The organism is Ralstonia sp. PBBBR1, assembly GCF_002256165.1.
Taxonomy (GTDB): Bacteria; Pseudomonadota; Gammaproteobacteria; order Burkholderiales; family Burkholderiaceae; genus Ralstonia; species Ralstonia thomasii.
In genome coordinates, this window is record NZ_NKIL01000004.1 from 209,321 (window position 1) to 222,399 (window position 13,079).

Genomic DNA, 13,079 nt, shown 5'->3' on the forward strand with positions numbered 1-13,079 from the left:
ATGCCCCGCACCCTCCGCGATCTCGCCCACACCCGCGCCGGCGACAAGGGCGACATCTCGTGCATCTCCGTCATCGCCCTTCGTCCGGAATGCGCCGAAGAATTTGCCATGCTCGAACAACACGTGACGGCCGAGCACGTGCGCGCGCATTTCGCTGAACTCGTCCACGGCGAAGTCGAGCGCTACGTGCTCCCGCAACTGGGCGCGCTGAACTTCGTGCTGCACGGCGCGCTGGCCGGCGGCGTGACGCGATCGCTGGCGCTGGATGCGCATGGCAAATCGCTGTCCAGCGCGCTGCTCACGCTGGAGATTCCAGGCTAAGCTGGCGCATCACGCCCGGCATCGCCATGAACCTCTCCGTCAAACAGCTCCGCGCCTTTGCCGCGCTGCGCGCGCACAAGAACTTCACGCAGGCGGCACAGACATGCCACTTGTCGCAATCGGCTTTCAGCGCGCTGATCCAGAACCTGGAGGCCGATGCCGGCGTGCGCCTGTTCGACCGCAATACGCGCCATGTTGAACTGACCCCAGAGGGCGAAGCCTTTGCGGAATCGGCGCTGCGCCTGCTGGCCGATTTCGAGGCGACGTTTTCCGAGCTGCGCGATCGCGCCGCGGCACGCACCGGACGCGTGACGGTGGCCGCGCTGCCGTCGATTGCCGCGGGCATCCTGCCGGGTGTGCTGGCCGCGTTCTCCGCGCAGCATCCGGGCATTCAGCTGGCGCTGCACGATCAACTGTCCGACCCCTGCATCGACATGGTCCGGCGCGGGGCGGCGGACTTCGCCATCGCGGCCATGGGCGCCGACATGGCGGGCCTAGCCGCCCAGCCGTTCTGCACCGACGACTTCCACCTCGTCTGCCATCAGGAGCACCCGCTTTCGCGCAAGCCGGCGCTGGCCGTGGGGGATCTTATCGATACGCCGTTCATCCACCTTGCGCGCAACACGAGCATCCGGCAGTACCTCGATGCGGCGCTGCACCCAACCAAGCTGCGCAGCGGCATGGAAGTCGAACATCTGGCCACGGCGGCCGCGCTCGTGGCGGCCAACCTCGGCATCACCGTCATTCCGGCGCTGGCGTTGTTCCAGTTCCGCCTGCCCGAGCTGGTGGTGCGGCAGCTGCCACTGCCGGGGCTGGTGCGCACGCTGTATGTCATCCGGCGCGACGGGCGCAGCCTGTCGATCGCGGCCCAGGGGTTGCTGGACTTGCTGCTGGCGCACCCCGTGCGCACGACGGCGCCCGTTTGACGCTGCACAACCCGGGCACATCCGGGGTGCAGCATCGCCCACCTGCGCTGCTACAGTGTGGCATTCCCATTCCGATTCTGCGGAGCGCCCCATGCATCAACGCATTCTTGCCGCTTTCGACGGCACACATGAATCCCACTTGGCGGTGGAAGAAGCGGCCGCCCTCGCCCGCGCGTTCAACGGCCGGGTCCGGATCGTCTGGGCGATCGGCTCGCCGGCCATGCCGGAATCGCGCGAAATCTACAGCGTCGACACGTTGCGCGAAGAGGCCCACCGGACGGCCAGCGCATCGCTGGTCGAACTGCAGCGCCAGTTCGACGCTGACGGCACCGCCGCTGAAACCGGCGTGCTGATACTCGACGCCACCGACGACGACATCGGCAACGCGCTGGAGCACGAAGCCGAACGCTGGCAGGCCGACACCATCGTCGTGGGCTCCCAAGGCAAGCACGGACTCGCGCGCATTCTGCTGGGCAGCGTGGCCGAGCGCACGGCGCGCCTGTCGCACCGCACCGTCATCGTGGTACGTGCACAGCACCCACAAAGCGCTGTCGGCTGACCTCGGCTGAAGTCGAATGGCTCCACTATGCAACTTGTTGCATAGAGAAAGTTGGCTGTGCTATGTTGCATGCCACGTTGATGCAATCCGTTGCACTTTCTGCCCAGGAGCCAGCATGCCGCAGCCGATTCCCCAGACACTGAACGCCCCCGCGCAGGCCACGCTCGAGGCTTGGCACACCATGCTCGAGAGCGGCAACATGGACGATCTCGACCGGCTGTTCGCCGATGAAGTGGTCTTCCGCTCACCCGTGGCGCACACGCCTTACCCGGGCCGCACGGCGACCACGCTGGTGCTTCGCACCGTCAACACCGTCTTTGAAGACTTCAAATACCACCGCAGCTTCGTCACCGGCGACGGCGCCAGCGTGGTGCTGGAATTCAGTGCCAACGTGAGCGGCAAGGCCCTCAAGGGCATTGACATGGTGCGCTTCAACGCTGAAGGCAAGATCGTCGAGTTTGAAGTCATGGTGCGCCCGGCCAGCGGCCTGCAGGCCCTCGGCGCGGCCATGGGCGCCAAGCTGGGCGACAAGCTCGCGCTGCTCAAGGCCGAAGCCTGACACCCGCTCGCGCCCTTCCCCTCATTCCATAACGATTCCAACGGAGACTGCCATATGTCGCTGCCGCCAATTCTGCAAAACCGGCTGTCCGTGCCCGTAGTGGGCTCGCCGCTGTTCATCATTTCCAACCCCGACCTCGTGATCGCGCAGTGCAAGGCGGGCGTGGTTGGCTCGTTCCCGGCGCTCAACGCACGCCCGGCCGAGCTGCTGGAAACGTGGCTACAGCGCATCACCACGGAGCTGGCCGAATACGACGCCCAGCACCCTGACAAGCCGTCGGCGCCATTTGCCGTCAACCAGATCGTGCACAAGTCGAACGACCGCCTGGAGCACGACCTGGAGCTGTGCGTGAAGTACAAGGTGCCCATCGTCATCACGTCGCTGGGCGCGCGTGAAGACGTGAACCAGGCGGTGCACAGCTACGGCGGCATCGTGCTGCACGACGTCATCAACAATAAATTCGCCAAGAAGGCGATCGAGAAAGGCGCCGATGGCCTGATCGCCGTGGCGGCGGGCGCAGGTGGCCATGCGGGCACAACCTCGCCGTTTGCGCTGATCCACGAAATTCGCGAATGGTTCGATGGCCCGCTGCTGCTGTCGGGCGCCATCGCCAACGGCAACGCCATCCTGGCGGCGCTGGCGGCCGGCGCTGATCTGGCCTATGTCGGATCCGCATTCATCGCCACCGAAGAAGCGAATGCGATCGAGGGCTACAAGCAAGCGATCGTGGAAAGCACCGCCAGCGATATCGTCTACACGAACCTGTTCACCGGCGTGCACGGCAACTACCTGCGCAAGAGCATCGAAGGCGCCGGCCTGGACCCGGACGCTCTGCCGGAATCGGACCCGAGCAAGATGAACTTCGGCTCGGGCGGCGGCGCAAAGGCCAAGGCGTGGAAAGACATCTGGGGCGCCGGCCAGGGCGTGGGCGCGGTCAAGCGCGTGGTGCCGGCGGCGGAACTCGTCAAGCGCTTTGCCGAGGAGTTCGAGGTGGCACGCCGGCGCCTGAACAACATCGAAGCGCTGCGCACCGCGGCCGATAGTAAGGCGACGGCTTAAGGCTTACGCGGTCACTGAGGCTGGCTCCAGCAACGGCAGCACATCGTCTGCCCACGCGAGCCAGCCTTCTTCGTAAACGATGCCGCGCTGCAGCACCGCGTGCTGCAACTGCTGCGCACGCGTGAGATCGGGCCGCGCAAAATCGCGCTGCTCGATTTCGCGGAAGGTGTTCAGCCGCGTGCGGTGCTGCTCGATCAGGCGCTGCATCTCGTCGGCAAAACCGAGCGGGCCGATCACGGCGTCGGCACGCAGCTTCACCAGCACTTCTTCGCGGTTGTCCGACGACACGGTCGGCTCCAGCACCCAGCGCGCGAGTTCGTCCCGGCCCGGCGGCAGGACGGTATACGTCTTCTTGCGGCTGTCTTCCTCTTCTTCCATGCTCACCCAGCCGGCTTCGGCCATGCGCCCGAGTTCGCGGTAGATCTGCTGATGCGTGGCGCTCCAGAAATATCCCATCGACTTGTCAAAGCGTCGAGCAAGCTCGTAGCCCGACGAGGGCTTTTCCAGCAGGGATGTCAGCAGTGCGTGTTGGATGGACATGGGCAGAGATAACGTCAGTTTTGTTTGGCGTCGACCGGGTTTTGAGCACCGCTGACCCGATCCAACCGATTCGATCTGCGAACTCTACAGAAGCCCGGTGGATGCGTCATGCCCTGCTTGGCCACCGTTGGTTTGGTGCCGAACTCGCGCGTGCCTGTGCTGTGCGAAAGCGTTGCGTCTCACTCGGCTGCCTGCGTTGGCATGAAGTCTTGTGCCGCCTTTACAAGCCATGTCCGCAGCGCCTGGAGCGGCGGATAGTCAGCGCGGCTGGTGGGCCAGGCGAGGTAGTAGCGCTCGGCACTTTCCATCTCGGGCACATGCGGCAGCGCCTGCACCAGATCGCCCTGCTGCAGCTCGTGGGTAATCAGAAAACGCGGCAGTAACGCCACGCCCAGCCCCGCGACGGCCGCTTGTGCGGCGGTGGCAAATTGGTCGAACAGCATGCCTTGGGGTTCTGCACCCGCCACGTGATGGCTTGCCAGCCAGCGCGGCCAGGCATCGGGACGCGAGGCCAGATGCAATAGCGGCGCATGCAGCAGATCGCGCGGCTGCGCAAAGTCGTAGCGGGCCAGCAGCGCCGGGCTGCAGGCGGGGACGACGGTTTCGCTCATCAGCAGGGCGAGTTCCGCCCCCGGCCAGTGCGGCGTACCGAAATGGATCGCCGCATCCACCGCCTCCAGCTGAAAGTCGAACTGCGACAGCCGCGTCGTCAGATTGATGGTGATGCCCGGGTGCTCGTCGAAGAACGCCGGCAGGCGCGGCGCCAGCCAGCGGGTGCCGAACGTCGGCAGGATCGCCAGATTCAAGCTGCCGCCTTGCGGATTGGCACGGAACCCGACCGTGGCGCTCGAGATGCGCATCAACGCGCCGCGGATTTCCTCCGCATACGCCTGGCCCGCTGCGCTCAGGCGCACGGTCTGGCGTTCACGCACGAACAGTTCTGCGCCTAGACGCTCTTCCAGCGCGCGAATCTGGCGACTGACGGCACTTTGCGTCAGGTGCAGCTCGGCGGCGGCGGCCGTGAAGCTCTGGTGGCGCGCGGCGGCCTCGAACGCGCATAGCAAGGACATCGGCGGCAGGAAGCGGCGGGACAGGAACATGGGAGCGTGTGAGCTGTGCGGTGCGGAAGTCGCAACGTTCATTCTGTTTTGGAATGACCTACGCCCGGATTATCGTTTGACCGGCCTTCATTCGCCACCCTAGCATCGCTCCCACCCCTGCCAAACCTCAATCCAATCATGAGCGCAGCGCATCAACCTTCGGCCTCCAAGTTCGTCCACGCAAACGAAATCCGCTCGCGCTTTTCGCGCGCCATGTCGGCCATGTATCGCGAGGAGGTGCCGCAATACGGCACGCTGGTCGAGCTGGTGGCAGACATCAACGCCGGCACGCTGGACGCCCAGCCCGCGCTGCGCGCGCAGATGGCGCAATCGGGCGAACTGGAGCGGCTGGATATCGAGCGCCACGGCGCCATCCGCGTCGGCACGGCCGCCGAGCTCGCCACGCTGCGCAGGCTGTTTGCCGTCATGGGGATGGAACCGGTGGGCTACTACGATCTGTCGGTGGCCGGCGTGCCCGTGCATTCGACGGCGTTTCGCCCTGTAACCGATGCCGCGTTGCTGGCCAACCCGTTTCGCGTGTTCACCTCGCTGCTGCGGCTTGAATTGATTGCCGACGCCACCCTGCGCGAGAAGGCCGCTGCCATCCTGGCGCGCCGCCAGATCTTTACCCCGCGCGTGCTCGAATTGATCGCCCAATGCGAAGCCGACGGCGGCCTGGCCGACGCAGATGCCGACGCGTTCGTACGCGAAGCGCTGGAGACGTTCCGCTGGCACAGCACCGCCACGGTCGACGCCGAGACGTATCGCGCGCTGCAAGCCGCTCACCGTCTTGTAGCCGACGTGGTGTGCTTCCGCGGCCCCCACATCAACCACCTGACACCGCGCACCCTCGACATCGACGCCGCACAGGCCGCCATGCCCACACGCGGCATGGACGCCAAGGATGTGGTGGAAGGTCCGCCGCGCCGCGACTGCCCCATCCTGCTGCGCCAGACCAGCTTCAAGGCGCTGCAGGAAGCGGTGCGCTTTACCGATGATGCAGGCGCCCACACGGCACGCTTTGGCGAAATCGAGCAGCGCGGCGTGGCCCTCACTCGCACCGGCCGCACGCTCTACGACCAACTGCTGGCGGAGGTGCGCAGCATGGGCTATGCCGGCAGTGCCGCACCCAACTACGGCAGTCGGTTGGCCCAGGCGTTCAGCGCCTTTCCCGACAGCCATGACGCGTTGCGTGCGCAAGGCCTGGCGTTCTATCGCTACACGCTCACGCCGTCGGGCCATGCACAGGCCGACGCAGCCGCGACAGCCGATGTGTCGTTGGATGAACTCCAGGCCAAGGGCTGGGTGCAAGCGGACCCCATCACGTATGAAGATTTCTTGCCAGTGAGCGCGGCGGGCATCTTCCAATCCAACCTGGGCGGTGAGGAGCAGAAGCAGTATCAGGCCCACGCCGCGCAGCAGGCCTTTGAGACCGCGCTGGGCGCACGCGTGCATGACGAAATCGCTCTGTACGAGGCAGCGCAGCAGCGCTCCATCGATCAGGTGCGCGCCGTGCTGCTCGGCACGCCCGTGGTGGATGCCGCATGACCGGCCCGCACACGCCAGCCGCCATGCCGGGCTTTGCCGCCCCGTTCGCGAACCCTGCCGGCTCGCCCATCCGTGAACTGTTTCCGTACCTCAGCCAGCCGGGGATGATCTCGCTGGCGGGCGGCTATCCGTCGCCGAGCCTGTTCGACGCTGAAGGCCTGGCGCACGCCGCCGGCCAAGCCATGACGGGCGATACGCAGGCCTTGCAGTACGGCGCGACTGAAGGACTGCCCGTCCTCCGCACGGCGCTCGCCGCATTGATGGACGCACGCGGCATCCAGGCCAGCACCGAACAGATGATGGTCACCACCGGCTCGCAGCAAGCCTTCGACCTGCTGGTGCGGGCGTTGATCGAACCGGGGGATACGGTGCTGGTGGAAGTGCCGGCCTACCCTGCCACGCTGCAAGCCTTGCGCCTGGCGCAGGCCCGCATCGTTCCGATACCGATGGACGAACACGGCCTGCAGACCGATGCACTGGCCGACCTGCTGCATCAACTGCCTGCCACGCAGCGCCCCAAGCTGCTCTACACCGTCCCGAATTTTTCCAACCCGCGCGGCACGCTGCTCGCCGCCCAGCGGCGCGAAGCCCTGGTGCAGCTGGCCTGCGCGCACGGCTTCTGGGTGGTGGAAGACGATCCCTACGGCGAGCTGCGCTTTGATACGGCAGAGGGCGACGCCGCTGCCATGCCACCCACGCTGCGCGCAGTGGGCGATCGGCAGGCCGTGGGCGGCACGAACCCGGTGGTGTATCTCTCCAGCCTTTCCAAGACCGTCGCACCTGCGCTGCGGATCGGCTGGATGCTGGCCGATGCCAGCCTGCTGCGCCGCTGCGCCATCGCCAAGCAGACGGTGGATCTGTGTACGTCTCCGCTGGCGCAGATGGTGGCGGCCCACTATCTGGAAAGCGGCCGCTATCCGGCTACGGTGCAGCGCGCCCGCATCGAGTATCAGCGGCGCATGCAGGCGCTGGTGCAAGGCATCGCCACGCAGCTGGATGGCCGTATGCAGTGCACCGCGCCGGCGGGCGGCATGTTTGTCTGGGCCACGTTCGCGCCGTCAATCGACCCGCAAGCGCTCTTTGATGCCGCCGTATCGCAGCAGGTGCTGTATGTGCCCGGCAAGGCGTTCTACCCGGACAACGCGCAGCTCAACACCATGCGCCTGTCGTTTGCCGCGCCCGAGGTGCCGCAGATCGAACAGGCCGTGCAGCGGCTGGCCGCAGCCGTGGCGCTGGCCATGCGTTAACGCCTCCTCAGAAAGAGACAACCTTCATCGCATTGCCATGACACCCGACAACCTGATTCCGGCCTTGCACGACATCGTGGGGGCCGCCAATGTTCTGACCGGCGACGACTGCGCCGAATACGAATCCGATTGGCGCCAGCGCGTGCGCGGCAAGGCGCTGTGCGTGGTGCGGCCCGGCTGCACGGCCGACGTGGCTGCGGTCGTGCGCGCGTGCGCACAAGCCGGTGTGTCCATCGTGCCGCAGGGTGGCAATACAGGGCTGGTGGAAGGCTCGGTGCCCGATGCCAGCGGCGGGCAAATCATCCTGAGCCTGCGCCGCATGCAGACCGTGCGCGCCATCGACGCCGCCAACATGACGATAACGGTGGACGCCGGTTGCGTACTCCAGTCGCTGCAGGACGTGGCGAGCGAGGCCGGCATGCTGTTCCCGCTGAGCCTGGGTGCGGAAGGCAGCTGCACCATCGGCGGCAACCTGGCGACCAACGCGGGCGGCACGCAGGTGCTGCGCTATGGCAACGCGCGCGAGCTGTGCCTGGGGCTGGAAGTCGTGCTGGCCGACGGGCAAGTCTGGGAGAACCTGCAAGGCCTGCGCAAGGACAACACCGGCTATGACCTGCGCAATCTGTTCATCGGTAGCGAGGGCACGCTGGGCATCATCACGGCGGCCACGCTGCGGCTGTATCCGCAACCGGCCGCGCAATTGACGGCGTGGGCCGCGGTGCCGTCGCTGCAAGCCGCCACGGCATTGCTGGCGTTGTCACACCGGCATCTGTCTGCGGCGCTCACGGGTTTTGAGGTCATGAGCCAGGAAGGGCTCAGGCTGGTCGACACGCACTATCCGCATCTGCGCGTGCCGATGTGGCGCGAAACAATGTGGTGCGTGCTGCTGGAAGCGTCCGACAGTGAATCCGAGGCGCATGCCCGCGCGCAGTTTGAACACCTGTTGGAAACCGCGATGGAAGACGGCATCGTGACCGACGCGATCATTGCCGAAAACATCCGGCAGGCGCACGACCTGTGGCACATCCGCGAAAGCATCACCCTGGCCCAGGCAGCCGAAGGGCCCAACATCAAACACGATGTCTCGGTGCCGATCTCGCGCATCCCCGAGTTCGTGGCGCAGACCGATGCGCAACTGCAGGCGCTGGCGCCCGGGCTGCGGCTCATCAACTTCGGGCACCTGGGTGATGGGAACCTGCACTACAACGTGCAGGCTCCGGCGGGGGCGGACGCTGCAGCGTTCGTTGCCGCGCATGAGGCTGCGATTGGCGATGCGGTGTACCGGTCCGTCCACCGCTTTGGCGGTTCGATCTCGGCTGAACATGGCATCGGCGCGCTCAAGCGCGATCACCTTCCGCACTACAAGGCGCCGGTCGCCCTGCAGTTGATGCAGACCATCAAGCAGGCGCTCGACCCGCAATGCGTGCTGAACCCGGGGCGCGTGCTCGAACGGCCGCCGGGTCAGATGGCGCGATAGGTATCGCTCACGGCCATCGACTGCATCGGGCGGCGCAGCGTCGGATCGAACGGATTGATCTGCGTGGTCAGGCGATTGGCCTCGCGCAGGAGCATGTCGTAGACGATGGGCAGGCGATCGGCGCTCAGGCGGTTGGCGAGCGTACCGACGGAAAGCGCGGCGACGACGTTGCCGTTGCGATCGAACACGGGCACGGCAATACCGGCCATGCCTTCGAGCAGCCCGTCTGTTTTGGCGCTGTAGCCGCGCTCGCGTGCCTTCCTGACCTCGGAGCGCAGATAGACCTCGTCGTAGACGCTGTAGTGCCGGATGCGCGGCAGGTTGTAGCGCAGCACTTCTTCCTGCTCGGCGTCGGGCAGGTGCGCAAGGATCACCAGCGCACCCTGGCCCACACCGAGTTCGATCCGGCCGCCCACATCGCCGGTGAAGGTGCGAATGGGGTACTGCCCTTCCACGCGATCCAGGCACACCGCGTCGAAGCCGGAGCGCACCAGCAGCAGCACCGTATCGCCCAGGCTTGCATTCAGCCGCAGTAGGGCCGGCCGTGCGACGGAGCGCAAGTCGTTCACCGCGCCGGCCTGGGCCGCCAGGCAAAACAGGTCCAGGCTCAGCCGGTACAGCTTGTTCTGCTGATCCTGCTCGACCATGCCTTCTTGCGTCAGCCCCTGCAGCAGGCGGTGCGTGGTGGCGGGGGTCATTCCCAGGGTCTTGGCCAGATAGGTGACGCGCACACCTTGGTGCTGCTGCTCCGCCATGGTGCGCAGGATTTGGAAGGTGCGGTGCATGGCGCTGCGCTGATGCGCATCGTCGTCGGAATCTACGGACATAAAGCTGGAATGGACTGAATTTGGTTGATCGATTGTATTCCGATGAACGGAATAAATACGAGAAAAATTCCAACTACAGCGTATACACCTAGGCGAAGTCGATGTTTTGGCACACCTGTTGCAATAGCATATCCATATTGTTCAATTGGAAGAATCTGGCGACGCCCCCAGTCGCAAAGGATCACCGATGAGTTTTCTGCGCCTGAACCATGTCTCCAAGCAGTACGGCGACCTCCGGGTCGTCCAGGACTTCAATCTGAACGTGCACAAGGGCGAATTCGTCTCGCTGCTGGGCCCGTCGGGCTGCGGCAAGACGACGACGCTGCAGATGATTGCGGGCTTCGCAGAGGTGACCGAGGGCTCGATCGAGCTGGACGGCAAGGACATCACCCGTGCCAAGGCCAACGCGCGCGGCCTGGGGATCGTGTTCCAGACCTACGCGCTGTTTCCGCACATGACAGTGCGCGAGAACGTGGAGTTCGGGCTGGAGATGCGCAAGTGCCCGGCAGCGGAACGCCGCGAGCGCGCCCTGCAGACGCTTGCGCTCGTGCATCTGGACAAGCATATCGATCGCTACCCGCGCGAGCTGTCGGGCGGCCAGCGGCAGCGCGTGGCCCTGGCGCGGGCGCTGGTCATCAAGCCACCGGTGCTGCTGCTGGACGAGCCGCTGTCGAACCTGGACGCCAAGCTGCGCGAAGAGATGCAGTTCGAGCTGCGTGAAATCCAGCGCAAGGTCGGCACGACCACCATCATGGTCACGCACGACCAGGCCGAAGCCATGTCGATCAGCGACCGCGTCGTCGTCATGGAAGCGGGCCGCATCACGCAGGTGGATACGCCGCTGGCGGTGTACGAGCACCCGAGCAACGCGTTCATCTCGACGTTTGTCGGCAAGGCCAACCTGCTGCATGCGGCAGTGGTGGCCGGTGCCGATGGCGAACGTCGCGCAACGGTCGGGGCCGTGCAACTGGCACTGCCGCCTGGCACGCCCCTGGGCAGCAAGGTCGTCCTGGCGCTGCGCCCCGAAAAAATGACGTGCAACGCCGACGGCACCGGCCGTTGCGAAGGCCGCGTGACCGAACGCTTCTTCCTCGGCAACCAGTGGATGTACACCGTCGATACGCCGCTCGGCGCGATGCTGGTCTCCGCCGTCAACGATGGCGACGCCCCGCGCGACGTGGGTCAGACCGTCGGCGTCGATTGGGAAGACCGCTATGTCCGCGTGATCGGTAGCGAGGGGACCGCAGCATGAGCCGCAGACCGATCTGGGTGCCGTGGAGCATGACCGGCCCGGCGCTGGCGCTCTTCGGCGTGATGCTGTTCGTGCCGCTCGCGCTGAGCGTGATGCTGTCGTTCAACGCATTCGACGCCGACAAGGGCCCGATTGCGGGCACCTTCACGTTTGCGCACTACCTGCACGTGGTGCAAGACCCGTACTACTACGAAATCTTCTGGCGCACGCTGCGCGTCTCGGCACTCGTGACGCTGATCTGCATCCTGATCGGCGCGCCCGAGGCCTACATCCTGAGCCGGATGCGCAAGCCCTGGCGCTCGATTTTCCTGCTCATCATCCTGGCGCCGCTGCTGATCTCGGTCGTGGTGCGCGCATTCGGCTGGAGCATGCTGCTCGGGCCCGAAGGCCTGATCAACGCCGCGTTCAAGGCCGTTGGCATCGGCTCGGTCAAGCTGCTGTACAACGAGACGGCCGTGGTGATTGCGCTGGTGCACGTGATGCTGCCGTTCATGGTGATTCCGGTGTGGACGTCACTGCAAAAGCTCGACCCATGGGTGGAAAACGCCGCGCTGTCGTTGTCCGCCTCGCACTTCACGACGTTGCGCCGCGTGGTGCTGCCGCAGGTCATGCCGGGCATTCTGTCGGGCAGCCTGATCGTGTTCGGCCTGGCGGCCAGCTCATTCGCCATTCCGGGCCTGCTGGGCGGGCGCCGCGTGAAGATGGTCGCCACGCTCATCTACGACGAATACCTGAACGAACTGAACTGGCCGCTGGGCGCTGCCATTGCGCTGATCCTGCTGGCGGCCAACCTCGTCATCATGCTCGGCTGGAACCGCATGATCGAAGGCCGCTACAAGAAGACGTTGGGCTGAAGGAGCGCACATGCAAAAGAACGGACCGCTCGCGCTCATCTTCAACGCGCTCGTCATCACCTTCATGCTGGCACCGCTGGTGATCGTGTGCATCGTCGCCTTCACGCCCGAAGAAACGCTCACGCTGCCCACCAGCCATTTCTCGCTGCGCTGGTTCGACCAGGTGCTGCATCACCCCGACTTCGTGCAGTCGTTCTGGAACAGCCTCTGGCTGGGCCTGGCGGCGGCCACGCTGTCGACCGCACTCGCGGTGCCGGCGGCCATGGCCATCGTCCGCTTCCGCGCCCCGGGCCTGCAGTATCTGCAAGGCGTGTTTCTGTCGCCGCTGATCATTCCGCACCTGGTGCTGGGCGTGGCGCTGCTGCGCATGTTCTCGCTGGTGGGCGGGCAAGGCAGCTTCGGCTGGCTGATCTTCGCGCACGCGCTGATCGTCACGCCGTACACGATGCGGCTGGTGATGGCGGCGCTGGTGGGCTTTGACCACTCGGTCGAGCACGCCGCCTATTCGCTGGGTGCGAGCAGCTTCACGGTGTTCCGGCGCATGACGCTGCCGATGATCCTGCCGGGCATCACGGGCGGCTGGCTGCTGGCCTTCATCAACAGCTTTGATGAACTGACGATGTCGATCTTCGTGGTGTCGCCCGCCACCGTCACGCTGCCGGTGCGCATGTACATGTACGCCACGGAATCGCTCGACCCGATGATGGCCGCCGTCTCGGCGCTGATCGTCTTCCTCACGCTCGCGTTGATGCTGCTGCTGGACAAGGCCTACGGTCTGGACCGAATTCTGATCGGCAAGCATTGAGACAG

Annotated in this window: 14 protein-coding genes; 11 read left to right on the top strand and 3 right to left on the bottom strand. The window is 65.6% G+C overall.

The annotated features are described in order from the left end of the window. From CFE42_RS07140 to CFE42_RS07160, 5 genes are all read left to right on the top strand, one after another. Positions 1–321: a hypothetical protein gene (locus CFE42_RS07140; RefSeq protein WP_004631380.1), complete on the top strand. Its 321-nt coding sequence runs from the start codon at positions 1–3 to the stop codon at positions 319–321. Between the two features lie 26 nt (positions 322–347). Continuing rightward, positions 348–1,247 (top strand): LysR family transcriptional regulator, encoded by a 900-nt coding sequence (locus tag CFE42_RS07145; RefSeq protein WP_004631379.1) that lies wholly within the window; start codon positions 348–350, stop codon positions 1,245–1,247. A gap of 91 nt (positions 1,248–1,338) precedes the next feature. Then, positions 1,339–1,806 (top strand): universal stress protein, encoded by a 468-nt coding sequence (locus CFE42_RS07150; protein WP_004631378.1) that lies wholly within the window; start codon positions 1,339–1,341, stop codon positions 1,804–1,806. Between the two features lie 115 nt (positions 1,807–1,921). Further along, positions 1,922–2,365: a nuclear transport factor 2 family protein gene (locus CFE42_RS07155; RefSeq protein ID WP_004631377.1), complete on the top strand. Its 444-nt coding sequence runs from the start codon at positions 1,922–1,924 to the stop codon at positions 2,363–2,365. Between the two features lie 54 nt (positions 2,366–2,419). Next, positions 2,420–3,424 (top strand): nitronate monooxygenase family protein, encoded by a 1,005-nt coding sequence (locus CFE42_RS07160; RefSeq protein WP_004631376.1) that lies wholly within the window; start codon positions 2,420–2,422, stop codon positions 3,422–3,424. A gap of 3 nt (positions 3,425–3,427) precedes the next feature. On the opposite strand, the gene CFE42_RS07165 is transcribed toward CFE42_RS07160, so the two are convergent. Further along, positions 3,428–3,964: a PadR family transcriptional regulator gene (locus tag CFE42_RS07165; protein WP_004631375.1), complete on the bottom strand. Its 537-nt coding sequence runs from the start codon at positions 3,962–3,964 to the stop codon at positions 3,428–3,430. A 179-nt stretch (positions 3,965–4,143) separates the two neighbouring features. Continuing rightward, a complete protein-coding gene (locus CFE42_RS07170) occupies positions 4,144–5,064 on the bottom strand; it encodes a LysR substrate-binding domain-containing protein (RefSeq protein WP_004631374.1) in 921 nt (306 codons plus the stop codon). 138 nt (positions 5,065–5,202) lie between these two features. Here CFE42_RS07170 and CFE42_RS07175 point away from each other — a divergent pair, with 138 nt between their 5' ends. Genes CFE42_RS07175 through CFE42_RS07185 form a run of 3 tightly spaced genes read left to right on the top strand, consistent with a single transcriptional unit; the run spans position 5,203 to position 9,336 of the window. Continuing rightward, the gene (locus CFE42_RS07175) at positions 5,203–6,612 is read left to right on the top strand and encodes a VOC family protein (protein ID WP_004631373.1); all 1,410 of its coding nucleotides are present in this window, start codon (positions 5,203–5,205) and stop codon (positions 6,610–6,612) included. Further along, positions 6,609–7,859 carry a PLP-dependent aminotransferase family protein gene (locus tag CFE42_RS07180; RefSeq protein WP_004631372.1) on the top strand — a complete coding sequence of 417 codons (1,251 nt, stop codon included), beginning with the start codon at positions 6,609–6,611 and terminating at the stop codon, positions 7,857–7,859. Before CFE42_RS07175 ends, CFE42_RS07180 begins: the two co-directional genes overlap by 4 nt. A gap of 37 nt (positions 7,860–7,896) precedes the next feature. After that, positions 7,897–9,336 carry an FAD-binding oxidoreductase gene (locus CFE42_RS07185; protein WP_004631371.1) on the top strand — a complete coding sequence of 480 codons (1,440 nt, stop codon included), beginning with the start codon at positions 7,897–7,899 and terminating at the stop codon, positions 9,334–9,336. On the opposite strand, the gene CFE42_RS07190 is transcribed toward CFE42_RS07185, so the two are convergent. Continuing rightward, on the bottom strand, positions 9,321–10,163 hold the full coding sequence (locus CFE42_RS07190) for an IclR family transcriptional regulator (RefSeq protein WP_004631370.1): 843 nt from the start codon (positions 10,161–10,163) through the stop codon (positions 9,321–9,323). The genes CFE42_RS07185 and CFE42_RS07190 overlap by 16 nt on opposite strands. A gap of 187 nt (positions 10,164–10,350) precedes the next feature. On the opposite strand from CFE42_RS07190, the gene CFE42_RS07195 reads away from it, so the two are divergent. From CFE42_RS07195 to CFE42_RS07205, 3 genes are read left to right on the top strand one after another with little or no spacing between them, the layout of a single operon-like run. Next, the gene (locus CFE42_RS07195; RefSeq protein ID WP_004631369.1) at positions 10,351–11,415 is read left to right on the top strand and encodes an ABC transporter ATP-binding protein; all 1,065 of its coding nucleotides are present in this window, start codon (positions 10,351–10,353) and stop codon (positions 11,413–11,415) included. Beyond that, positions 11,412–12,269 (top strand): ABC transporter permease, encoded by an 858-nt coding sequence (locus tag CFE42_RS07200; protein WP_004631368.1) that lies wholly within the window; start codon positions 11,412–11,414, stop codon positions 12,267–12,269. The genes CFE42_RS07195 and CFE42_RS07200 overlap by 4 nt, the downstream gene beginning before the upstream one ends. Before the next feature lie 10 nt (positions 12,270–12,279). Beyond that, positions 12,280–13,074: an ABC transporter permease gene (locus CFE42_RS07205; protein WP_004631367.1), complete on the top strand. Its 795-nt coding sequence runs from the start codon at positions 12,280–12,282 to the stop codon at positions 13,072–13,074. Positions 13,075–13,079: the final 5 nt, after the last annotated feature.

What these genes read in the sequence shown, in the direction of transcription:
- CFE42_RS07150 (WP_004631378.1), top strand. Translation starts at nt 1,339, where the DNA reads ATGCATCAACGCATTCTTGCCGCTTTCGACGGCACACATGAATCCCAC.
- CFE42_RS07180 (WP_004631372.1), top strand. Translation starts at nt 6,609, where the DNA reads ATGACCGGCCCGCACACGCCAGCCGCCATGCCGGGCTTTGCCGCCCCG.
- CFE42_RS07145 (WP_004631379.1), top strand. Translation starts at nt 348, where the DNA reads ATGAACCTCTCCGTCAAACAGCTCCGCGCCTTTGCCGCGCTGCGCGCG.
- CFE42_RS07195 (WP_004631369.1), top strand. Translation starts at nt 10,351, where the DNA reads ATGAGTTTTCTGCGCCTGAACCATGTCTCCAAGCAGTACGGCGACCTC.
- CFE42_RS07170 (WP_004631374.1), bottom strand. Translation starts at nt 5,064, where the DNA reads ATGTTCCTGTCCCGCCGCTTCCTGCCGCCGATGTCCTTGCTATGCGCG.
- CFE42_RS07160 (WP_004631376.1), top strand. Translation starts at nt 2,420, where the DNA reads ATGTCGCTGCCGCCAATTCTGCAAAACCGGCTGTCCGTGCCCGTAGTG.
- CFE42_RS07190 (WP_004631370.1), bottom strand. Translation starts at nt 10,163, where the DNA reads ATGTCCGTAGATTCCGACGACGATGCGCATCAGCGCAGCGCCATGCAC.
- CFE42_RS07205 (WP_004631367.1), top strand. Translation starts at nt 12,280, where the DNA reads ATGCAAAAGAACGGACCGCTCGCGCTCATCTTCAACGCGCTCGTCATC.
- CFE42_RS07165 (WP_004631375.1), bottom strand. Translation starts at nt 3,964, where the DNA reads ATGTCCATCCAACACGCACTGCTGACATCCCTGCTGGAAAAGCCCTCG.
- CFE42_RS07200 (WP_004631368.1), top strand. Translation starts at nt 11,412, where the DNA reads ATGAGCCGCAGACCGATCTGGGTGCCGTGGAGCATGACCGGCCCGGCG.
- CFE42_RS07175 (WP_004631373.1), top strand. Translation starts at nt 5,203, where the DNA reads ATGAGCGCAGCGCATCAACCTTCGGCCTCCAAGTTCGTCCACGCAAAC.
- CFE42_RS07155 (WP_004631377.1), top strand. Translation starts at nt 1,922, where the DNA reads ATGCCGCAGCCGATTCCCCAGACACTGAACGCCCCCGCGCAGGCCACG.
- CFE42_RS07185 (WP_004631371.1), top strand. Translation starts at nt 7,897, where the DNA reads ATGACACCCGACAACCTGATTCCGGCCTTGCACGACATCGTGGGGGCC.
- CFE42_RS07140 (WP_004631380.1), top strand. Translation starts at nt 1, where the DNA reads ATGCCCCGCACCCTCCGCGATCTCGCCCACACCCGCGCCGGCGACAAG.